The 23,336-nt window shown below is 70.1% G+C and carries 11 protein-coding genes; 7 read left to right on the top strand and 4 right to left on the bottom strand.

All coding sequences use genetic code 11. From position 1 onward, the window contains the following. Positions 1 to 642: 642 nt before the first annotated feature. From lnt to KO481_RS11255, 4 genes are all read left to right on the top strand, one after another. A complete protein-coding gene (gene lnt / locus KO481_RS11240; protein WP_308166577.1) occupies positions 643 to 2,301 on the top strand; it encodes an apolipoprotein N-acyltransferase in 1,659 nt (552 codons plus the stop codon). Positions 2,302 to 2,672: 371 nt separating this feature from the next. After that, positions 2,673 to 16,361: a non-ribosomal peptide synthetase gene (locus KO481_RS11245; protein WP_215916990.1), complete on the top strand. Its 13,689-nt coding sequence runs from the start codon at positions 2,673 to 2,675 to the stop codon at positions 16,359 to 16,361. Further along, positions 16,358 to 17,350, top strand: a complete 993-nt coding sequence (locus KO481_RS11250) for an ATP-binding cassette domain-containing protein (protein ID WP_215916991.1) — start codon at positions 16,358 to 16,360, stop codon at positions 17,348 to 17,350. The genes KO481_RS11245 and KO481_RS11250 overlap by 4 nt, the downstream gene beginning before the upstream one ends. A 110-nt stretch (positions 17,351 to 17,460) precedes the next feature. After that, a complete protein-coding gene (locus KO481_RS11255; protein WP_215917351.1) occupies positions 17,461 to 18,243 on the top strand; it encodes an ABC transporter permease in 783 nt (260 codons plus the stop codon). A 133-nt stretch (positions 18,244 to 18,376) separates the two neighbouring features. Here KO481_RS11255 and KO481_RS11260 read toward each other — a convergent pair whose 3' ends face one another. Continuing rightward, positions 18,377 to 18,712 (bottom strand): RNA polymerase-binding protein RbpA, encoded by a 336-nt coding sequence (locus KO481_RS11260; protein ID WP_215916992.1) that lies wholly within the window; start codon positions 18,710 to 18,712, stop codon positions 18,377 to 18,379. 262 nt (positions 18,713 to 18,974) lie between these two features. On the opposite strand from KO481_RS11260, the gene KO481_RS11265 reads away from it, so the two are divergent. Beyond that, entirely contained in the window at positions 18,975 to 19,301 is a 327-nt protein-coding gene (locus tag KO481_RS11265) for a hypothetical protein (RefSeq protein WP_215916993.1), read from the top strand. A 72-nt stretch (positions 19,302 to 19,373) separates the two neighbouring features. Here KO481_RS11265 and KO481_RS11270 read toward each other — a convergent pair whose 3' ends face one another. Next, complete coding sequence (locus tag KO481_RS11270) at positions 19,374 to 20,405, bottom strand: hypothetical protein (protein WP_245400738.1); 1,032 nt, start codon at positions 20,403 to 20,405, stop codon at positions 19,374 to 19,376. A gap of 149 nt (positions 20,406 to 20,554) precedes the next feature. Further along, positions 20,555 to 21,541: a glycosyltransferase family 9 protein gene (locus KO481_RS11275; protein ID WP_215916994.1), complete on the bottom strand. Its 987-nt coding sequence runs from the start codon at positions 21,539 to 21,541 to the stop codon at positions 20,555 to 20,557. A 220-nt stretch (positions 21,542 to 21,761) separates the two neighbouring features. Here KO481_RS11275 and KO481_RS11280 point away from each other — a divergent pair, with 220 nt between their 5' ends. Further along, positions 21,762 to 22,175 carry a VOC family protein gene (locus KO481_RS11280; RefSeq protein ID WP_215916995.1) on the top strand — a complete coding sequence of 138 codons (414 nt, stop codon included), beginning with the start codon at positions 21,762 to 21,764 and terminating at the stop codon, positions 22,173 to 22,175. Positions 22,176 to 22,189: 14 nt separating this feature from the next. Here the strand turns inward: KO481_RS11280 and KO481_RS11285 are convergent, their stop codons facing one another. Continuing rightward, positions 22,190 to 22,414 (bottom strand): hypothetical protein, encoded by a 225-nt coding sequence (locus KO481_RS11285; protein ID WP_215916996.1) that lies wholly within the window; start codon positions 22,412 to 22,414, stop codon positions 22,190 to 22,192. Positions 22,415 to 22,922: 508 nt separating this feature from the next. Here KO481_RS11285 and KO481_RS11290 point away from each other — a divergent pair. After that, the gene (locus tag KO481_RS11290; protein WP_215916997.1) at positions 22,923 to 23,273 is read left to right on the top strand and encodes a hypothetical protein; all 351 of its coding nucleotides are present in this window, start codon (positions 22,923 to 22,925) and stop codon (positions 23,271 to 23,273) included. The last annotated feature ends 63 nt before the right edge of the window (positions 23,274 to 23,336 follow it).

Genomic DNA, 23,336 nt, shown 5'->3' on the forward strand with positions numbered 1-23,336 from the left:
ATGGACCCGCACAGTGTGTACCGACCACGGTGCCTCCCGAATCGGGTTGGTGCCGAGAGGCATTCGGTCCGGCAACAGAGTGAAGACAACGCGCGGTGAAATGGAGCGGCGGCCATGACGAGTAACCCGGCCGAACCGGCAGACGCCACGTGTGACGGTAACGCCGCGCGTGAGGATGCTGTCGCTCCAGGTGATGCCGCTGCACGAGAGAATCGCGCGCAGGGCGATGATGCCCCGCAAGGCGATGCCGCCGCAGGGCACGATGCCGCCGGGCGAGGCGATGCTGCGCGCGAGGATGTCGCTGTGCGTGGCGATGTCACTGCACAGCTGGATTCCGCCGCGCGTGAGGATGCGGTCGTGCGTGAGGATGCGGTCGCGCGAGATTATGCGGTCGTGCGTGAGGATGTCACTGTCCGAGCCGATGCGGCTGAGCTGGAGACGATTGTGAAGCCAGGGGATGCGGCTGTGGGTGACGACGGTGTCGTGCAGGGAAACGTTGTGCGAGGCAGCGGCCAGCAGGGCGACGGCGTCGCGTCGGAGAACGGTGCTGCATCGCGCAATACCGGGCATGGTGATGCTGCGCTGGGGGAGTCCGGGGCTGAGCGGCCCGGTGCAAACGCAGCGGCGGCCGGGGATGGCGGTGTGGCCGGGCGGGCTCGGGCGTGGGTGACGCGGCACCCGGGGCTGGTGCGGCTGGTGGGGGCGATTGTCGCGGGGCTGCTCATTTATGCGAGTTTTCCGCCGCGGACCTGCTGGTATCTCGCGCCGCTCGGGATTGCGGTGTTGACCCTGGTGGTGCGCGGGAGCGGGCGGCTGCGCGGGGGGTTCGGGTACGGACTGCTGGCGGGGCTGGCGTTTTTCCTGCCACTGTTGCCGTGGACCGGGATCTATGTGGGGCCGGTGCCGTGGCTGGCGTTGTCGCTGGCGTGTGCGATCTATGTGGGGTTGTTCGGGTTGCTGGCGCGGCTGGTGGGTGCGCTGCCGGGGTGGCCGCTGTGGGTGGCGGCGGTGTGGTCGCTGACCGAATGGGGGAGGTCGAGCTTTCCGTTCGGTGGGTTCCCGTGGGGGCGGCTGGCGTTCGGGCAGGGTGACGGGTGGTATCTGCCGCTGGCGTGGCTCGGCGGCGCGCCCGGAGTGAGCTTTGCCGTGGCGCTGACCGGAACGGCGATAGCGGCCTTGGTGATTGCGGTGCGCGGCGCGCGAGGCGGCGCGGGGCGCTCGGAGACCGTGCTGCCGAGCGCGGTCCGAACCGCCGGTCGGCGCAGGGCGATCGGCGCCGCCGCGGCGGGTGTGGTCGTCCTGCCCGTCGCCGGGCTGCTCCTGCGGGCCGCGCTGCCCGCCCCGGACGCGGGCGACCGGTCGATCACGGTGGCCGCGATCCAGGGCAGCGTGCCGCGCCTGGGACTGGACTTCAATGCCCAGCGCCGGGCGGTGCTGGACAATCACGTCCGCGAGACCGCCGCACTGGCGGATGCCGTCGCGGCGGGGCGGGCTCCGCAGCCGGACGTGGTGATCTGGCCGGAGAACTCCTCGGATATCGATCCGCTGCGCAACGACGACGCGTCCGCCGAGATCACCGCGGTCTCCCAGCGGATCCACGCCCCGATCCTGGTCGGTGCGGTGCTGCTCAACGACGACGATACGACCACCAATTCGGTGCTCGTCTGGAACGGCGCGGACGGGCCGGGGGAGCGGCACGACAAGAAGATCATCCAGCCCTTCGGCGAGTACCTGCCCTATCGCAGTTTCTTCAAGCACTTCTCGAAGTACGCCGACAAGGCGGGCTACTTCGTCCCCGGTCACGGCAACGGCGTCGTGCACGCCGAGCCGGGCCGCGGTGGTCCGCCGGTGGCGATCGGCGTGGCGACCTGCTACGAGGTCGCCTTCGATCGCGCCTTCGAGGATTCGATGCACGCCGGTGCGCAGCTGCTGACCGTTCCGACCAACAACGCCACCTTCGGCGACAGCGAGATGACGTACCAGCAGCTGGCCATGTCGCGGATCCGGGCGGTCGAGCACGGCCGCGCGGTGGTCGTCGCCGCCACCACCGGGGTCAGCGCGATCATCACCGCCGACGGCTCGGTGCGGGCGCAGACGAGCAAATTCGTCCCTGCCTGGCTCGAGGCGAGCCTGCCGCTACGCCACACCACGACACCCGCGACTGCCTCGGGCCCGTGGCCGGAATGGATGCTGTGTATTGTGTCCGCGATCGCTGTTGTGGCTTCGGCTATTCGGCGGCGAACCTCGCTGCCGCCGCAGACGGTGGACTGCCAGCCCATCGCCGCGCGGGCGAATCGATAGCGGCGAACGCGGTCTCCCAGGTTTCGAACACACTGCGCACGATCGGACCGGCGCGTTGAGGGCGCGTAGGCCGGCGTAGCGACAACATGTTCGCGGGGTTGTAGCGAGGTGCCCCTGTTTCAATTCTGGCTGTCTGAAGTACCCGTTTTTCGTGCGAATTTCGGTTTAATAATGGAGTTTGCGGAGAGTTAGCTTGCTAAGCTGCACTCCGGCAACGTGGTTCGAAGTGAAACATTCCGAGATCGCTACCGATCCGCTCGTCCCGATGCTCCGAATCATAGGGCGTGGATCACGTCCCACGGCTGGCGCCTGCGCGCCTGCGGTGGCGGTGCTCGGCGCTATGCGTAACCAGCGGCAGAACGGAGTGATTGATGAGTTCATTGGCCACCGATCGCGTAGACCAATGCTCTTCTGGCGAATTCTCAGCACAACCGTTCGCTCTGTCTCCCGCGCAGGTCGCCCTCTGGTATGCCCAGCGGATCCGCCCCGATGTTCCGCTCACTATTGCCCAGTACGTCGAGATACACGGTGACCTGGATGCGGGTCGCCTGCTCTACGCGATCGAGCGGTTCGGCGCCGAGGCTCAGGTCGGCCACGTGCGGATACTGGAGATCGATGGCATCCCGCACCAGGTGGTGGATCCCACCCGTCGTCCGGGCTGGGCACGGGTGGATCTGCGGCACGAGGCCGATCCCCGCGCGGCGGCACTGCGCTGGATGAACGCGCATGCCAGCAGCCCGATCGATCTCGAGCGCGACCCCCTGACGATCAATGCCGTGTTGCGCACCGGCGATCGCGACTACATCTGGTACTGCCGCGGTCATCACATCGTCATCGACGGCTACGGCGCGATGAACGCGCTCACCCGCACCGCTGAGATATATACCGCCCTGGAGAACCACACCGAACCGGTCGCCTCGCGCGCGACGCCGCTGGCCGAGATCTACGCGGGGGAGTCGAGTTACCGTGATTCCAGCCGCTTCCGCTCCGATCGGGAGTACTGGCTCGAGCAGCTGGCCGGCGTCGGGGAGGTCATGAGCCTGTCCACCGTCGCGATGGCCGCGGACTCCGATGCGGGCCGCACCCACGCGGCCGCGGTGCTCGGTCCCGAGGTCGAGGCTGAATTGGCCAATGCCGCAGGTGTTTTCGACACCCAGAACTCGACGCTGTTCGTGGCGGCGCTGGCCTGCTACGTCCGCGCCGTCACCGGCAACCAGGACGTGGTGCTGAGCCTGCCGGTCTCCGCGCGCACGACGGTCGCGCTGCGGCGCTCGGCGGGCGTGGTGTCCAACGTGGTGCCGATCCGGCTGCGTTTCGACGCCGCGACCACGCTGCGCGATGTGGTGAAGGCGACCGAGCTGCAGATCACCGGCGCGCTGCGGCATCAGCGCTACCGCTGCGACGACATCCGGCGCGATTGCGGGTATTCCCGGGATTCGCGCGGATTCTTCGGGCCGATGGTCAACATCATGCTGTTCCACAGCGAGCTGCACTTCGGCAGCCTCGTCGGCTCGCTCAACGTGCTGTCCACCGGTCCGGTGGAGGATCTGTCGATCAATCTCTACAACGGCGCCGGAAACCGCATCCACGTCGATTTCGAGGGCAATCCCAACCTCTACGACACGCCCGAGCTGTCCGTCCATCACGGCCGGTACGTGGACTTTCTGGCGCGGTTCCTGACCGCCGGACCGGACGCGGCCGTCGCGGCGGTGCCGGTCACCACCGACGCCGAACGCGATCTGGTGGTGCGGCGCTGGAATGCGACGTATGCCGGTCGCCGGCAGGGCACGCTCGCGGGCCTGTTCGCCGCGCGGGCCGCGGCGTCCCCGCAGGCGATCGCGCTCGAATTCGGCGACGAGACAATGACATACGCCGAGCTGTCCGAGCGTGCCAATCGCCTGGCCCGGGCGCTGATCGCGCGCGGTGCCGGACCGGATTCGGTCGTGGGGCTGGCGCTGCGCCGCGGGCTGGAGCTGCTGATCGGCATGTATGCGATCGTGCAGGCGGGCGCGGCGTACCTGCCGATCGATCCGGACCATCCCGTCGAGCGGACGGCGCACATTCTCGAGCAGGCGCGGCCCCTGTGCGTGCTGACCCTGCATGACGAGGACATCGAGCTGCCCGCCGCCACCGCGCGCATGGACATCGATACCGCCGAGCTGTCCGGCTTCGGCGGCGGCCCGATCGCCGATGCCGAGCGCCGCGCCGCGCTGCGCCCGGATCATCTGGCGTACGTGATCTTCACCTCGGGTTCCACCGGCCGCCCCAAGGGCGTCGGGGTCTCGCATGCGGCGATCGTGAACCGGCTGTGCTGGATGCAGCACGAATATCCGCTCGACGAGGGTGATGTGGTACTGCAGAAGACCCCCGCCACCTTCGACGTATCGGTGTGGGAGTTCTTCTGGCCCTTGCAGATCGGGGCCCGGCTGGTGGTCGCCGCCCCCGAGGGCCATCGCGATCCCTCCTATCTCGCCGCGGTGATCGCCGAGAAGGGGGTCACCACGGTGCATTTCGTCCCGTCGATGCTGTCGGTGTTCGTCACCGACACCGATATCCGGGGCTGCACGAGCCTGCGCCGGGTGTTCTGCAGCGGCGAGGCGCTGCCCGCCGCCACGGTACGCGAATTCCACGCCGCCCTTGCGCATTCGACGGTGGAGTTGCACAACCTGTACGGTCCCACCGAGGCCGCGGTCGACGTCACGTCCTGGCGCTGCGCCCCGGGACAGGACACCGTGCCGATCGGCGCGCCGATCTGGAACACCCAGGTGTACGTGCTCGATGAGCGCCTGTGTCCGGCCCCGCCCGGTGTGGTGGGCGAGCTGTATCTGGCGGGTGTGCAGCTGGCGCGCGGATATCTGGGCCGCGCGGGGCTGAGTGCGGACCGGTTCGTGGCCAGCCCGTTCGCGCCCGGCGCCCGCATGTACCGCACCGGAGATCTGGTCCGCTGGCGCGCATCCGCCGCCGGTGTGCTGGAATACCTGGGCCGCAGCGACTTTCAGGTGAAGATCCGAGGGTTGCGCATCGAGCTCGGCGAGATCGAGGCGGCGCTGCTGGCGCAGCCGCGCGTGGCACGGGCGGTCTGCGTCGCGCACAGCACGCACGGCGGCGATGAGCTCGTCGGATACCTGGTGGCGACCCCGGGCGCCGAGCTGGACGCCGCGGAGGTGGCCGACGGACTGCGCCACAGCCTGCCCGGGTATATGGTCCCCGCGCACCTGATCGTGCTCGACGAACTACCGCTGAGCTCCAACGGTAAGGTCGACCGCCGCGCCCTGCCCGCCCCCGCCGCCGGTGCGTACCGTTCCGGGCAGCCGCTCACCGCGCCACGCACCGAGGTGGAACGCGGCCTGGCCGCGATCTTCATCGAGGTCCTGGGCCACACCGAGATCGGCGTGGAGGAGAGCTTCTTCGACCTGGGGGGCAACTCGTTGTCCGCGGCCAGGGCGGTCGCACGGATCAACGGCTCGCTGGGCACGGATCTGTCCATCCGGGATCTGTTCGAGTCCGCCACGGTGGCCACTCTCGCCACTCGTCTGGATTCTCGGTACGCCGTCTCCGATCAGCCCAAACTTGTTGCCGGACCGCGGCCGGACCGCATTCCGCTGTCGCTGGCACAGCAGCGGCTGTGGATCCTGAACCGGTTCGCCGAACACGCCGGCGCATACAACATGCCGCTGGCCGTCGAGCTGACCGGCACGGTGGATCCCCAGGTGCTGCGCGCCGGGCTGCTGGACGTGCTCGAGCGGCACGAGAGCTTGCGCACCACCTTCCCGGATTCGGTCGAGGGGCCGACGCAGGTGGTGCATCCGGCCGCGGAGATCCCGCTGAGCACCGATCCCATCGACGCCACCGGCGCCGATGCGATGGCGCTGGCCGCCGAGTACGCCGGATACGGTTTCGACCTGCGCACCCAGGCGCCGATCCGGGTCGCGCTGTACGCTACCGGTCCGGACAGCTATGTCTTTCTCGTTGTGCTGCACCACATCTGCGGCGACGGCTGGTCGATCGCGCCGCTGGCCCGCGACCTGATGACCGCGATTGCCGCGCGTGCCGCCGGACAGGCGCCGCGATGGGCCCCGCTGCCGGTGCAGTACGCCGATTTCGCGCTCTGGCAGCGCGAACTGCTGGGCGACGAGGACGATCCGGCCAGCGCGCTGGGGCAGCAACTGAGCTACTGGCGCGCTGCGCTGGCCGATCTGCCCGATCAGCTGGATCTGCCGCTGGATCGCCCGCGCCCGCTGCAGCGCGCTGCCGAGGGCGCCCGCGTGGGCTTCACGATCCCGGCCGCCACCCGTCGCGCGGTGGCCGCGCTGGCGGCCGAGCGCGGCGTGAGCACCTTCATGGTGCTGCATGCGTGCCTGGTGGTGCTGCTGTCGCGGTTGTGCAACACCACCGACATCGCGATCGGCACCCCGATCGCCGGACGGTCGGATCCGGCTCTGGACGATCTGGTCGGCATGTTCGTCAATACGCTGGTGCTGCGCACCGAGGTCGATCCGGCCGCCGGATTCGCCGCGCTGCTCGACCGGGTGCGCGAGACCGACCTGGACGCCTTCGCCAATGCCGATGTGCCGTTCGAGCGCCTGGTCGAGGCGGTCAATCCCACGCGCGACGCCGGGCGGCATCCGCTGTTCCAGGTGATGCTGTCCTACGAGAACACCCCCGAGTTGCGAATCACCGTGCCCGGCACCGAGGCTCGGGTGGCGCCGATGGACACGGGCATCGCCAAGTTCGATCTGCAGCTGACCGTGCAGGAGGCCGACGACGCCACCGACGGCCCGCTGGCGGCCGAATTCGGTTACGCGACGGATGTTTTCGACGAGGCGACGGTAACGGCCATCGCGCAGCGCTTCGTGCGGCTGGTCACCGCCGCGGCGGCCGCGCCGAGCGTGCCCGTCGGCGACCTGAGCATCCTGGATGCCCGCGAGACCGGCAGGCTGGTGCCGATCACGGGGGCCCCGGGCGAACCGGCGATCACCCTCGCGCGCCTGCTGACCGAGACCGCGGAGCGGCTGCCCGAGGCGGTCGCGGTGCGCTACCTCGGCCACGACACCACCTACCGCGAGCTCGACGAGGCCTCGAACCGGCTCGCGCGCGTGCTGATCGGGCACGGCGCGGGGCCCGAGGTGGTCGTCGCGGTGGCGCTGCCGCGCGGGCTGGACTCGATCACCGCGGTGTGGGCCGTCGCCAAGACCGGCGCCGCCTACGTGCCGGTGGATCCGGGCTATCCGGCCGATCGGATCGCGCACATGCTCATCGACTCCGGCGCGATGCTGGGGCTGACGGACGCGCAATCCCATGCGGCACTGCCGGATTGGCCGGTGCGCGGGGGGCGGCACCGCAAGCGCTACGTGGACTGGCTGCTGGTCGGCTCCCCGGAACTGGCCGCCGAGACCGGGCGCCGGCCGTCCACCCCGGTGACCGACGCCGACCGCCATTATCCGATGCGCGTATGCCATCCGGCCTATCTGATCTACACCTCCGGCTCGACCGGCACGCCCAAGGCCGTGGTGGTCACCCACGCCGGTCTGGCCTCGCTGGCGCACGAGCAGATGCATCTGTTCGGCGTCACCGATTCCGCACGCACGCTGCACTTCTCGTCGCCGTCCTTCGATGCCTCGGTGCTGGAGCTGCTGCTGGGCTTCGCGGCGGGCGCCACCATCGTGGTCGCCCCGGCGGGGCTTTACGGTGGCGCGGAACTGGCGCGGCTGCTGCGCACCGAGCGGGTGACCCATGCGTTCATCACCCCGGCCGCGCTGGCCACGGTGCCGCCGGAGGGCCTGGACGAGCTCGAGGCCGTTATCGTCGGCGGCGACGCGTGCCCCGAGGAACTGGTCACCACGTGGACCGCCGCGCATCGCATGCACAACATGTACGGCCCCTCGGAGGCGACCGTCGCCGCGACCGCGACCGGCCCGATGGTCGCCGGCAGCGCCGTGCCGATCGGCCTGCCGATCCGTGGTATGCGGCTGTTCGTGCTGGACGCCCGGCTGCATCCGGTACCGCCCGGGGTACCGGGGGAGCTGTACCTCTCCGGGCCGGGGCTGGCGCGCGGTTATCTGGGCCGGCAGGGCATGACCGCACAGCGCTTCCCGGCTAACCCGCACGGCCGCCGCGGCGAAAGGATGTACCGCACGGGCGATCTCGTGGTCGCCGACTCCTCGGGGCAGCTTCGGTTCCTGGGCCGCGCGGACGATCAGGTGAAGATCCGCGGGTTCCGCATCGAACTGCGCGAGATCGACCACGTACTGCGCGCGCAGCCGGGCGTGCGATTCGCGCTGACCGTGGTGCACACCGGCGAGCACGGAAACCAGCGCCTGGCTTCGTATCTCGCCGCCGAGGGCAAGATCGACACCGGCGCGGTGCTCGAGGCCGCTCGGCAGCAGCTGCCCGCCTACATGGTTCCGGCCGCGATCACCGTCATCGACGAGGTGCCGATGACGCCCTCGGGCAAACTGGACCGAAAGGCGTTGCCGGAGCCCGTCTTCGCGTCCGGGAGCGCCTCGCGCGCCCCGGGCACCGCACTGGAGCGGCAGGTCGCGCAGGTCTTCGGCACGGTGCTGGGGCATCCGATGCCGGGCGTGGAGGACAGCTTCTTCGAGGCCGGTGGCAACTCACTGCTGGCTACCCGGCTCACCGTGGCGCTGCACGCCGAATTCGGTGTCGACCTGCCGGTGCGCGCGATCTTCGAGGCGCCGACCGTGGCCGGGGTTGCGGTACGCCTGACGGAAGCGCCCCGGACGCAGCGGGCGGCGCTGGCTGCACACACCCCGCGTCCGGGACGCATCCCCTTGTCGCTGCCGCAGCAGCGGGTCTGGTTCCTCAACCGCTATTCTCCCGAATCCAGTGCCTACAACATCGCATTCGTGATACGAATCGACGGCGATCCGGACATCGCGGCGCTGCGGTCGGGCATCGCGGACCTCATCACGCGGCACGAGGTGTTGCGCACGATCTTCCCGGAGGATCGCAGCGGGGCCTATCAGGTCGTGCTCGATGCGCACCGGTGCATGCCGGTGCTCGAGCCCGTCGCCACCGACGAGGAGGGCGCCGCGCTGGCGCTGCGGGACCTGGCCCGGCGCGGATTCGACCTGGCCCGTGAGATCCCCGTCCGGATGATGTTGCTGCGCACCGGCCCCGAGCGGTACGCGCTGGGCATCGTGCTGCATCACATTGCCGCGGACGGGTGGTCGCTGATCCCGCTGACCCGCGATCTCGCGGTGGCCTATGCTGCCCGTTGCGGCGGCGCCGCGCCGACCTGGGCGCCGCTGCCGGTGCAGTACGCGGATTTCAGTCTGTGGCAACGGGATTGGATCGGTGATCAGGACGATCCGGCCAGCGTCGCGGCCGCCCAGTTGCGCTTCTGGCGCGATGCCCTCGCCGATCTGCCCGAGGAACTGCCGCTGCCGTACGACCGGCCGCGGCCGGAAAGTCCGTCCCAGCACGCCGGTTCGGTGCGATTCGCGGTGCCCGAGGAGGTACGGCGGCGCCTGGACGAGGCGGCCCGCGCACACGGTGTGAGCGCGTTCATGGTGCTGCGCTCGGCCCTGGCGGTGCTGCTGCGCGCGATCACCGGCGGCCGGGACGTCGTGGTGGGCACGCCGGTGGCCGGCCGCACGGACACCCAACTCGACGAACTCGTCGGCATGTTCGTCAACACCCTGGCGTTGCGCTCGGATGTCGACCCGGACCGCGCGTTCGCCGAGCAACTGCTGGCGGACCGGGACGGCGAGCTCGCCGCGATGGCGCACGCTGATCTGCCATTCGAGGCGGTGGTGGCCGAGGTGCACCGGGGCAAGGACGCGCGGATCCGCCCGCCGCTGCAGGTCGCGCTGACCGTGCAGGACGGGCCGGTGCCCGTGCTGCGGCTGCCGGGCCTGGCGCTGCACGCGGAGGAACTGGATATCGCGCTGGCCAAGTTCGATCTGGAACTGCGGGTCGCGCTGGGCGGGGACGTCCCGGGTGATTTCGAATTCCTTTACGCCGCTGAACTTTTCGATGAAGGCACGGTGCGGACGCTGGCCGAGCGACTGGTGCTGGTGCTGACCGCGGTCACCGCGGATCCGCAGATCCGCATCCGCGACATCGACGCCCGCACCGAATCCGAGCGGACCCGGTTGACGCCCGCGCGCGGCCCGGTGCCCACCCCGCAGTGCAGCCTGGCCAACTATTTCACCGCCACCGCCCACCTGCATCCCGACCGCACCGCCGTGCGCTCGGGTGAGACCGAGCTCAGCTACGCCGAGCTGGACGAGTATTCGAACCGGTTGGCGCGCACACTCATCCGGCGCGGCCTGGGCGCGGGCGACCGCGTGGCACTGGGCCTGACGCGGTCGATCGAGTCGGTGCTGACCATGCTGGCGGTCACCAAGACCGGTGCCGCATTCGTGCCGGTCGATCCGAACTACCCGGTCGATCGAGTGCGGCACATGCTCACCGACTCCGGCTGCTGGGCCGGTGTCACCCTCGGTGTGCACGCGGAACGGTTGCGGCAGGCCGGAATCGGCGGTCACCACACCGACTGGATCCTGCTGGACGACGAGGACGTGCTGGCCGAGATAGAGGCGAGCGACGCCGGCACCGTCACCGACGCCGACCGGGTGCGCACGGTGTGGACCACGAATCTGGCCTACATCATCTACACCTCGGGGTCCACCGGAAAGCCGAAGGGCGTGGCCGTGACCCACGGCGGGCTGTCCAACCTCGGCGACGAGATCCGCGACCGGATGTGCGTCGAGCGCGGTTCGCGCACACTGCATTTCGCGACGCCGAGCTTCGATGCGGCGATCTACGATCTGCTGCTGGCCATCGGTGCGGGCGCCACGATGGTCATCTGCCCGCCCGATATCTACGGCGGCGACGAACTGGCCGCGCTGATGGACCGGGAACGGATCAGCCATACCTTCCTCACCCCGGCGGCGCTGGCGACCATCGATCGCGATCGCTGGCCGCTGCCGCATCTCACCGCGCTGACCCTCGGCGGCGAGGCGCTGGGCCCCGAACTGGTCGCGCGCTGGGGCGCGGACCGGATGCTGTTCAACGGCTACGGCCCGACCGAGACGACGGTGGTCATCACGCTTGCGGGCCCGCTGCGGCCGGGCGCGGCGGTGACCATCGGGACGCTGGTGCGGGGCGCGCGGGCGCTGATCCTCGACGACCGGCTGCGCCCGGTGCCGGTCGGGGTGCCCGGCGAGCTGTACCTGGGCGGCCAGGGGGTCGCGCGCGGCTACCTCGACCGCTTCGGGCTCACCGCGGCCCGTTTCGTGGCCGATCCGTTCGGGCCCGAGGGCGCGCGGCTGTACCGCACCGGCGATGTGGTGCGCTGGAACGACCGCGGCGAGATCGTCTACCTGGGCCGCGGCGACGACCAGGTGAAGCTGCGCGGCTTCCGGATCGAGCTGGGCGAGATCACCGAGGCGCTCACCGCGCATCCGGCGATCCGCTTCGCGCACACCGAGGTTCGGGAGATCGCTGGGGCGCAGCGCATCGTGTCGTACGTGCTGCCCCACGCGGGACCGGAGGCCGGCGCCAGGGAGGGTGCGGTGGACACCGCCGCGGTGCGCGCCCATGTCGCCGAACGTCTTCCGGCGCACATGGTTCCGAGCAGCCTGACGGTGCTCGATCGCATCCCGCTCACCCCGGTCGGCAAGCTGGACCGCGCCGCCCTGCCGGAGCCCGAGCCGGTGGTGACCGTGGCGCGGGCGCCGCAGACCGAGGCCGAACGACTGGTCGCGGAGGTGATGGCCGAACTGATCGGCGCCGACACGGTGGGTGCCGCCGACAGCTTCTTCGAGATCGGTGGAAATTCGCTGCTGGCAACGCAATTGGTGTCCCGACTGGCAGCGGCGACCGGGATCCGGCTGGAGGTGCGCACGGTCTTCGCCGAGCCCACGGTCGCCGAATTGGCCGCGCGGCTCGAGGGCCGTGGCGGTCCGGCGGACGACGATGCGCCGCGGCTGGAACGGCGCCGCCGGCCGCACCGGGTGCCGCTGTCGGCGGCGCAGCGCAGGCTGTGGTTCCTGAACCGGTTCAACGCATCCGGGGCGGGCGAGGTCGACGGGGTGTACAACGTGCCGGTCGCGCTGCGGCTGCGCGGTGCGCTGGATGTCGACGCATTGCGCGCGGCCCTGCACGCGGTGCAGTCCCGGCACGAGACCCTGCGCACCGTCTTCGGCGAACTCGAGGGCGTGCCGTTCCAGCGGGTGCTCGAGCCGGACGCCGCGGCGATCACGCTCGGGGCGAATGATATCGCCGAATCCGAGATCGAGGAGTGGATACACCGCGTCGCGGCACCGGGTTTCGATCTCGCGACGACCGTTCCGCTGCGCGCCCACCTACTGCGGATCACCGATGCCGTCGTTGCCTCGACTGCCGAGGCTCCGGCCGGCGATGATCACGTGCTGGTTCTGGTGGTGCACCACATCGCCATGGACGGCTGGTCCCTCGAGCCGCTGGCGGCGGATGTTGCGGTGGCCTACAGCGCCCACCTGGACGGACAGGCCCCGCAGTGGTCCGAGCTGCCCGTTCAGTACGCGGATTACACGCTGTGGCAGGCGGATACGCTCGGCAGCGAGGACGACCCGGACTCGACGATCAGCCGGCAGCTGGACTACTGGCGCATCGCGCTGGACGGCCTGCCGGAACTGCTGGCCGTGCCCGCGGACCGCCCGCGCCCGCCGGTGCCCAGTTACCGCGGCGGCACGGTCGAGTGCACCATCGACGCGCTGACCCACCGCGAGCTGCGGGCCCTGGCCGCGCAGCACGGTGTCACCATGTTCATGGTGCTGCACGCCGCGCTGGCCACGCTGCTGCATCGGATCACCGGCGTCGACGACATCCCGGTCGGCACGCCGATCGCCGGGCGCGGGGATCCGGCGCTGGACGGGCTGGTCGGCATGTTCGTCGGAACCCTGGTGCTGCGCAACAGGATCGATCCGGGCGCCTCGTTCGCCGAACTGGTGCGCGCGGTCCGCGAGACCGACCTGGAGGCGTTCGCGCACGCCGACGTGCCGTTCGAGCGCCTGGTCGAGGTGCTCAATCCGGCCCGCTCGCAGTCGCATCACCCGCTGTTCCAGGTGATGCTGTCGGTGCGCAACGAGCCCATCCGGGTGCTCGAGCTGCCGGACCTGAGCATCGAGGCGTGCGGCGCCGATCCGGGCATCGCGAAGTTCGACCTGCAGTTCACGATCACCGAATCCTGGGCTGTATCCGAGGACGGCGATCGGGTCCCGAACGGCATCGCCGTCGCGGTGAACTACGCCCGGGACCTGTTCGACGCGCCCACCGCGGCCCGGCTGGGCAACCGCCTGGCGCGGCTGATGACCGCGGCGGCGGCGAGCCCGATCACGCCCGTGGGCGATCTGGAGTGGCTCGAGCCGGTGGAGTGGTCCTCGCTGGCGCCGGTCCGCGGCGCGAATCCGGGCCGGCCGCTGACCTTCCCGGAGGTGTTCGCCGCGGCGGTGGCCGTGAATCCGAAGGCAGTGGCGCTGCGCGGTGGCGGCACCCAGATCACCTACGACGCCCTGGACCGCTGGACCAATCGGCTGGCGCGGGTGCTGATCGGTTCCGGTGTCGGACCGGAAACACTGGTGGCACTGGGAATTCCGCGATCGGCGGAATCGGTCGCGGTGACCCTCGCCGTGGCCAAGGCGGGCGCGGCCTTCGTGCCGGTCGATCCCGGCTACCCCGAGCACCGCATCACCCACATGCTGATCGATTCCGGTGCGGCCGTGGGCATTACGCTGGCGTCCTATCGCGAACGGATGCCGGACGGGGCGAATTGGACGGTGCTGGACGCGCCCTCGTTCCGGCGGCGGGTGCTGAACACCTCGGACGCGCCGATCACCCCGGACGAGCGCGTGCGCGAGCTGCGGATGGACAATCCGGCCTACGTGATCTACACCTCCGGATCGACCGGTACCCCAAAGGGAGTGGTGGTCAGCCACGGCGGCCTGTCGAACTTCGCAGCCGAGACCGCGCAGCGCTTCGAGGTCGGGCCCGGCGCCCGCGTACTGCATTTCGCCACACCGAGTTTCGACGCGGCGATGCTGGATCTGCTGCTGGCCCTGGGCGGCGCCGGCACCCTGGTCATCACACCGCCCGGGGTGTACGGCGGGGCGGAGCTGGCGCGGGTGCTGATCGAGGAGCGCATCACCCACGCCTTCATCACCACCTCGGCCCTGGGCACGGTGGATCCGTCCGGGAACACCGACCTGCGGCACATCATGGTCGGCGGCGAGGCTCTCCCGCCCGACCTGGTGAACCGCTGGACGGCGGACGCGGCCTCGCGCAAGCTCTACAACGTATACGGCCCCACCGAGACCACCATCGTCACGATCATCTCCAAGTCCCTGTCGCCCGGCGGGCCGATCGCGATCGGCAGTCCCATCCGCGGGGTGGGCGCGGTCGCGCTGGACGCGCGCCTGCACCCCTCCCCGGTCGGGGTCACCGGTGAGCTGCACCTGGCCGGGCCGGCGCTGGCCCGAGGCTATCTGCACCGGCCCGGGCTGACCGCGCAGCGATTCGTGGCGAGCCCGTTCGGCAAGCCCGGTGAGCGGATGTACCGAACGGGCGATCTGGTGCGCTGGTGTGAGCGCGAGCGGCGGCACGAACTGGAGTACGTGGGCCGCAGCGATCACCAGGTGAAGATCCGCGGGTTCCGCATCGAGCTCGGCGAGATCGACTCCGCGCTGGCACGGCATGCGGCGGTGGAGTTCTCGTGCACGATGGGCCTGCCGACCCCCGCCGGGGCCACGGCGCTGGTGTCGTATGTGAAGCCGGTCGAGGGCACGACCCCGACCGCCGCGGAGCTGGCCGCGCACCTGGGCGACCTGGTACCGAATTACATGGTGCCGCAGTCGATCATGCTGCTGGACCGGCTGCCCCTCACACCCGTCGGCAAGCTGGATCGGCGGTTGTTGCCGAAACCGTTGTTCGGCGCCGAGCACGACTACCGAGCGCCGTCCACCCCGGCCGAACGCGCGCTGTGCGCGGCCTTCGCCGAGGCCCTCGGGGTCGAGCAGGTGGGTGTAGACGACGGATTCTTCGAGCTCGGCGGCAATTCGCTGCTGGCCACCAAGGTGGTGTCGCAGTTGCGTTCCGCGGGCATCGAGATGCCGGTGCAGCTGATGTTCGGCGACTCCACGCCCGCGGCCATCGCGCGGCGCCTGGACGCCGACGCGGGGGAGGCGCTGACCGCGGCGCTGGAACCGCTGCTGGCGATCCGGAAGCCGGGCGCCGGGCGGGGTGACACCCCGCCGCCGCTGTTCTGCGTCCACCCGGCGATCGGGCTGTCCTGGTGCTATGCCGGGCTGCTGGCGCAGTTGCCGGGCGATCGGCCGGTGTACGGGCTGCAGGCGCCGCACGTGACGGGCGCGGACGAGCACGGAACCCTCGTCGCCGCGGCGAAGAACTATGTGGCACAGATCAAATCGGTGCAGCCGGAGGGGCCGTACCATCTGCTGGGCTGGTCGCTGGGCGGGCTGATCGCGCACGAGATGGCGGTGCAGCTGCAGGAGGCGGGCGAGCAGGTGGCGCTGCTGGCGATGATGGACAGCTATCGCCTCTCGGACGAGTGGCTCGAGCACGCTATCCCCGGCGTCGCCGAGATCATCGGAGAATTCGGCAGCGACCTGCTCGGCGGAGACAATGCGGTGGATCCGCGCCTGACCCTCCAGGATGCCGCGGAGCTGCTGCGCAACCGGCCCGGCCCGTTCGCGGCACTGACGGTGGAACATCTGCAACGGCTCTACACCGGCTACGCCCACGGCGCGGTGCTCGCGCACGGCTTCCGGCCCCGCGTCTTCGACGGTGACCTGACCTTCTTCACCGCCGCCGAGGACGAGATCAACCGGGCCGACCCGACCCGCTGCGCGCAGGCGTGGGAGCCGTACGTGACCGGCGCGATCCACGATCAGAAAGTGCGCTGCAGGCATTCGGGCATGACGACGCCGGAGGCGCTGGCCGTGATCGGCCCGGTGCTGCGGGAGCGGCTGGAGACCGCCGGCGTGGCCGGGCCCAGCGGCCGGGTTCGCGTCCTCGACAGGAAGGAAACACGGTGACGCTGGCGGTGGAGGTCGCCGGGCTGGTCAAGCAGTACGGCCGGGTCCGCGTCCTGGACGGAATCGATATGGAGATCCCGTGCGGCACGGTGATGGGGCTACTGGGCCCGAACGGCGCCGGTAAGACCACGACCGTGCGCATCGTGACCACGCTGCTGCGGCCGACCGCGGGCACGGTGCACGTGGCGGGGGTGGACGTACTGCACGATCCGTCGCGGGCGCGCACCCGCATCGGGCTGTCCGGGCAGTACGCGGCGGTCGATGCGAATCTATCCGGATTCGAGAATCTGCGGATGGTCGCGCGGCTGTACGGGCTGTCGCATCGGCAGTCCGCGGCCCGGGCGGAGGAGTTGCTCGCCGCGCTGGGGCTCGAGTACGCCGCGGGCCGGCGCGCGGGCACGTATTCCGGCGGCATGGCACGCCGGCTGGACCTTGCGGGCGCGTTGGTGGCGCGCCCCGAGGTGGTCGTATTGGACGAGCCGACAACGGGTTTGGATCCCCGCGGCCGCCTGGACATGTGGGGCGTGATCGGCGATCTGGTCGACGATGGCACCACCGTCCTGCTCACCACCCAGTACCTCGAGGAGGCCGATCTGCTCGCCGATCGGATCACGGTGATCGATCGCGGCCGGGTTATCGCCCGCGGGTCCGCCGAGGAACTGAAGACCTCCATCGGCGGCGACCGGCTGACGGTGACGCTGGCCCCCGGACAGGATCCGCAACGGGCGAAGAAGGTACTGGCGGAGGTGGGCGTCGGCGAGCCCGCGCACGAGCCGGGCACCGAGCAGGTGTCGGTGGTGGTGGGCGACGGATCGCGCACCATGGTCGAGGCCCTGCGCCGCCTCGACGACGCCGGTCTCTGCGTGGTCGACGCCGAGGTGCACCGGCCCAGCCTCGACGACGTATTCCTGTCGCTGACCGGCAAGCCGGGCACCCCAGCCACCGCCGAACCCGTAAACGACGAAGTTGCAGAGGAGATCATGTCGTGAGTTCGGCCGAGCTTGCGCCCCCGGCGGAGTCCGCGGAGGAATCGGAGAAATCGGCTGCGGCGCCGGAGAATCCGGCTGCCCGCGGGCGGTCGATCCCGGCGCCGGTGCGGGTGTTCCGGGACAGCGCCATCGTCGCGTACCGGAATCTGCTCACCATTCTGCGGGTGCCGACCCTGCTGGTCACCGCGACGATCCAGCCGCTGATGTTCGTGTCCCTGTTCGCCTACATTTTCGGCGCCTCGCTGGGCGGGAGTCAGTACCGGGAATTCCTGCTGGCCGGAATCTTCACCCAGACGGTGGCCTTCAACGCCGCCTTCACCACCGTCGGGCTGGCCAACGATCTGCAGAAGGGCATCATCGACCGGATGCGCACCCTGCCGATGTCGCGGCTGGCGGTGTTGATGGGCCGCACGCTGTCGGATCTGGCGGTCAACGTGCTCTCGCTGGGGGTGATGGTCGCCTGCGGTTACCTGGTCGGCTGGCATATCAACGGCGGAATTGCCCGCGCAGCAATGGCTTTCGGGGTGATTCTGCTGTTCGCCTTCGCCATGTCGTGGGTCGGCGCGCTGACCGGGCTGGTCTCGCCCAGCGTGGAGGTGGCCCAGAGCGCGGGTCTGATCTGGATGTTTCCGCTGACCTTCATCTCCTCCGCCTTCATCTCCGCGGAGACCCTGCCCGGTCCGCTGCGCACCGTCGCGGAGTGGAATCCGATCACCGCGGTGTCGGCGGCGGGCCGCAAGCTGTTCCGTAACGGCGCGCCGCCGTCCTTCGGCACCCCGCACGGCTGGCCCGCCGACCACTGCGTGGAATACGCAATCCTGTGCTCGGTCGCGATCCTCGCCGTCGCGGTCCCGTTGGCGCTCATGCAGTACCGCAAGGTCGCCAGCCACTGAGAACCCGGTCCGCCCGCATCCACATCCGACCGAGCCGTATTCACCCGTGGCGGTGAATACGGCTCGGTCGTATGGGCGGCGCACGAAAAAGCCGCATTCACCCCGAGGTGAATGCGGCTTTTCGACCGTTCGGCTACCGCCCGCGGCGGGTCTTCAGCAGCTCCAGCCGCTCGGTCAGCAGCTCCTCGAGCTCCTCCTTGGAGCGGCGTTCGAGCAGCATGTCCCAGTGTGTGCGCGGCGGCTTGACCTTCTTGGGCTCCTGGCTGGTGCCCTCGATCAGGATGCCCTCCTGACCGTTGCGGCACAGCCACGTGGGCGGAATCTCGGCATCGTCGGCGAACGGAACATCGAATTCCTCGCCGTTGTCGGTCCGGTACCGCGCCACCCGACGCGGCGCCAAATCGTGGTCCCGGTCGGTCTCGTAGCTCACCGCTCCGAGTCGGCTGCCTCGGAGTACGCGATCTGCCATGGTGTGCGGTCCTCTCTAGCCTGTCGGCAACGTCCTACTGACATGTAAACGCGCCATGTCCCGAATCGGTTCCCGGCGACGGTCAACCCCGTCATATTACTCCGGTGGCATTGATCACCGGAAATGCGTCGGCTTCGGAACAGGATTACCCACCCGGGTGGGCGCTACGCAGGAGACCGCGAAGTGATTTTCCGCGCCTCGAGCGGGGAATTCTGGCGTGCCCCGCGCGGCGCTCCCGCCGCGCCCGTTAGGGTGTCGGGTCATGTCGCGACGTGTGCTGTCGTCCTGTTCCTGGTGCGGACGGGAGATTGCCGATTCCGAGGTGGGGCGCCGCCGCCGGTATTGCCGCCAGTCCTGCCGCCAGCGGGCCTACGAGCACCGCAAGGGGCTCGAGGGCACCGGGATTCCGGACGATTCGGTGGTGCTCAGCGCGCAGGAGGCCACGGATCTGGCCGATCGCTGGTTCGCCGCGCGCTGCGCCGCCGAGGATGTGGCGACGGCCGTCGCCGAGGGGGCGGACCAGGCCGAGCTGGTCGAGCTCACGACCACCCTCGTCCGGCTGACCAAGGACGCCGAGCGCTTCCGGTGACGGATCGTGCCGCCGATGCGGGTGCACCGGCGGCACGAGGGGCGGCGATCGCCGCAATGCCCGAGCGTCGCCTCACGCCGAGCGGGTAGCGGCCGGCCGCGGGTGCGCGAGAGCAGGATCGGGTGCGATCGCGGGGCTCCCGGCCGACCGCCGCGCGGTGAGCACGACCGCCGCCGCGCTGACCGCGCTGACCGTCACCAGACCCGCGAGGGCAAGCAGCGTCCGCGCATCCGGATGAATCAGCGGCTGGGCCCGCAGCGCCTGCCACAGCAGCAGCGCGACCAGCCCCGCGTACCCGAGGGCCAGGATGCCGATCAGCCGGGCGCGCACCCGTTCGGTAAGCCACGGATGGCGGCGCGCCACCGCGCCGAGTGCGAGGGCGGTCACGATCAGCACCTGTATTCCGTGCAGGCCGACGAAGTGCGGGATGCGCAGATCTCCGCCGATCGTGCTCCAGTGCACGACCGGCATGTCGCCGACGCCGTCGCGGGTGGCGGCGGGGTGGTGCAGCACGGTGTGTCCGGCCGCGAGCGGAACGACGTGCCCGGCGGCGTCGCGCTCGGTCTGGCCGCCGGTGAATCCCATCAGATACCCCAGCGCCATTCCGAGGACGGCGATCGCCAGCCCGGCGTGAATCGCCCTGGTGGTGGGGCGATCCGTGATCCGCTGCCACGAAAGGATCAGGGCGATACCGAGATTCGCCAGGAACAGCCCGGGAACGCCGGAGGTGAAGACGATCTGGCCGATCGAGTTCACCGGGTCGGCCTCGTGGCTGAAGTGGCTGTACGTGCCGCGTGCGGCCTGCAGCACGATGAAGCCGACATCGACGAACGCGGTGGTGGCGAACGCGCAGCCCAGCCACCAGGTGATGCGGGATCCCTTGTGCGGGAACGACAACAGCCAGGCGAGCGTGAGAGTGTAGAGGGCGAAGGCGAGCCCGAACTTCGCCGGTTTGAGCCAGACGGATTCGTGCTCGAGCTGTCGATGGTCGACGAGCGCTGCGAAGAGGCAGCACAGCACGAGTGCGGCCATCGCGCCGGCGGTGACGAGCAGCGGCCGATGCATGCGCCGCGCGGTGGTGGTGGGGACGGCGGTTGTGGTCATGGGCCGACGCTATGGCCGGGCGGTCGGCCCGCACGTCCCCCGCGGGTGGGGTCCGCACGTAATACTCTGGTACTAAGGGTGTTTCGATGGTGCTATGCCGCACCACATGCCGGTCTCCGGGGCGCCGCGCGGTTTCGCGGGCGGCGGGGTCAACCGACGCGACGATACGTGGTGCGCCGGCCGTTGATGCCGGTGCCCGGCCAGGACCGCTTGCGTAGCTGCCGGTCGATCGCCTCGACGACATCGGGCACCGTGATCTCGAGCAGGCCGGGATCGGGGGAGTCCCCGTCGTGATCGCCGGTGTGGCCCGCCCACAGCACCACGTGCCTGCCCAGCAGATGCGGCGGCGGCCCGTTGCGGCTGGGCGAGGTGGGCCCGAACAGCAGCACCGTGCGGGTGCCGAAGGCGGTGGCCAGATGGGCGACCCCGGTGTCGCCGCACACCACCAGCGCTGCCTCGGCCACGGTGGCGGAGAGTTCGATGAGATTCTGCTGCCCGGCCAGCACCTGCCCCAGGGCCAGCCCGGCGCGCGCGGCGATGGACAGCGCGGTATCGCGTTCGAATTCGTCGGCGGTCAGTACCACCTCCCGGCCCTGCACCAGCAGATGCCGTACCACCGCGGCGAACCGCTCGGGCGGCCAGCGCCGCGCCGCCGCGCCCGCGCCGATGTGCACCACGACACAGTCGCGGTGGTAGGTGGTCGCGACCGGTGGCACCAGGCCGAGGTTGCGGCTGTCGGCGCTGATCCCGGCCGACTCGAGCAGATGGCACCAGCGCTCGACCTCGTGCATATCGGACTGCCACTCGGGGCCTTCCAGGTCCGGGAATGCCGGATTGCGATAGGTGAGGATGCGGGTGGGTTGGGTCTTGGCCAGCTCGACGATGCCCTCGGCCCCGGATCCGTGCAGGTTGACCGCGAGTGCGGGCGGCTCGCCGTCCCAGCGCATGCTCTCCGGATCCGCGGCCGGCACCATGTCGTCGACCGAGGTGATCAGGTCGACGATCGGCTTGAGCCGGTGCGGAGCCGCCAGCACGATGTGGTCGTGTGGCCTGGCTCGGCGTAGCGCGCGAAGTGCCGGGACCGCGGTGAGTAGGTCACCCAGTCCACGTGCGCGCAGCACGAGTACAACCGCCACCCTCTTCTCCTAGCCGTCCAACCAGACATCCGCCCCGCCCGCCCCCGCACAAGTTGCAGCAGCGCACGGACGAAGAGAGCCACTTCGCGATGGTTACCCGGGGTGCAATACCGCGAAACGCATATTCGAGCCGATATCGGTCCGGGCGGAGCGGGCGGGGATTAGCCTGCAGGGGCGACTGCTCGACGTCCCCTTGTGACCCGACTCGAGGAGGATTCCCATGGCTTCACGTCTCAACCCTTATATCAACTTCGCGGACACGGCCCGCCCGGCGATGGAGTTCTATCGGGAGGTGTTCGGCGGCACCCTGACCCTGTCCACCTTCGGCGACCTCGGCGACAAGCAGGCCCCGGGCGCGGAACTGATCATGCACGGCATGCTGGAGACCTCGGACGGGTTCACGCTGATGGCCGCGGACACCCCGCCGGGCATGGAGTACCGACCGGGCAGCAGCATCACCATCAGCCTCAGCGGCGACGACGCCGGTGCGTTGCGCGGCTGGTGGGACCGCCTCGCCGCGGGCGGGACGGTGAGCCTGCCGCTGGAGAAGCAGATGTGGGGCGACGAATTCGGGATGTGCCAGGACAAGTTCGGCATCGGCTGGATGGTGAACATCGCCGCCGCGAGCAAATAGGCCCGGCGCCCGGTTCAGTTCGGGTGCGCCGGAACGGAGGCCGGGGCCGGGTTGGCCGACGGCGCGGCCGGGGTCAGGCGCAGGCGGTGGCGGAGGTGTTCGCCGCGGTGGATCCAGCCCTCGTGGTTCTGCCAGAACGGGTGGTTCGCGTTGACGTCGTGGTGGGCATGGTGCCCGCCGTCACCGCCGGAGAACGCGGTGCCCGCCGCGAATCCGATGCCGCCTATCAGCAGCGCCACCACCACCGCGGTGGCGATGCGTAACGGCAGTGAGTGGCGCCATCGTGCCCCGAGTCGCGCGCGACGGGATATGCCCCGCGCCGATCCGGATGACTCGGCCGTCGTATTCGCCGCAGCCGGTGGCGGGGGGATAGGGGCCGCACCCACGGGCTCCGGCGGAGCGGGCCAAGGGCTGGGTGGCGTCGGTGACTCGGTCGGCTCGTGCAACTGCGCCGTCGCCGCGTCCGGGTGCGGAGCCGCGGGGATTGGGGTCGTGGCACCCGGTGCTGCGGGCGCCCCGGAGGGAGGGATGTCCGGCGCCGGGCCACCGTGCTCGGCGCTGTCCTCGTGTGTCATCTGCCTGCCTCGGTAGTCCGGAAAACTTCCGACTTCGCAACCGAATGCTACGAGCTCAGCGTGGGATCGATCTGCGTATCGGGTGTGCATCTCCTGTGTGTCCGGATGTCGCCGGACATTTCTACTACCGTGTGTCGTTGACGATACCCGTGATGAAGTACGCTCTGCAGATATGACATTCGTCTTCAACCTGGTGCTCGTCACGCACCTGCTGGGCCTGGCGGCGATCATCGGCGGATACGCCGCCTCGCGGTCGCAGGTGTCCGAGGTCATGGTGTGGGGCGCGCGGGCGCAGATCGTCACCGGGCTGGTGCTGGTCGGCATGGCCGACGGCATCCATTCGCTGGACAAGCACCTGGACGTGGCGAAGATCATCGTCAAGCTCGCGATCGCGGTCGTGGTCGCCGGGCTGGCCGAGGTCGCGCGCGCGGATGCCAAGCGGGGCAAGACGATTGCGTGGATGCCGCACGCCGCGGGCTGGCTGGCGATCGCGAACGTGTGCGTCGCGGTGCTCTGGAACTGACCCGAGTCCTGGCCGGAGGCCGAGCGACCAACTCGCCGCTCGCGCGTTGACAGCCGGACTGTT

Source organism: Nocardia albiluteola (assembly GCF_018860155.1).
GTDB classification, from domain to species: Bacteria; Actinomycetota; Actinomycetes; order Mycobacteriales; family Mycobacteriaceae; genus Nocardia; species Nocardia albiluteola.

Coding starts and splice junctions, on each gene's coding strand:
- KO481_RS11245 (WP_215916990.1), top strand. CDS start 2,673: ATGAGTTCATTGGCCACCGATCGCGTAGACCAATGCTCTTCTGGCGAA.
- KO481_RS11260 (WP_215916992.1), bottom strand. CDS start 18,712: ATGGCAGATCGCGTACTCCGAGGCAGCCGACTCGGAGCGGTGAGCTAC.
- KO481_RS11265 (WP_215916993.1), top strand. CDS start 18,975: ATGTCGCGACGTGTGCTGTCGTCCTGTTCCTGGTGCGGACGGGAGATT.
- KO481_RS11270 (WP_245400738.1), bottom strand. CDS start 20,405: ATGACCACAACCGCCGTCCCCACCACCACCGCGCGGCGCATGCATCGG.
- KO481_RS11280 (WP_215916995.1), top strand. CDS start 21,762: ATGGCTTCACGTCTCAACCCTTATATCAACTTCGCGGACACGGCCCGC.
- KO481_RS11290 (WP_215916997.1), top strand. CDS start 22,923: ATGACATTCGTCTTCAACCTGGTGCTCGTCACGCACCTGCTGGGCCTG.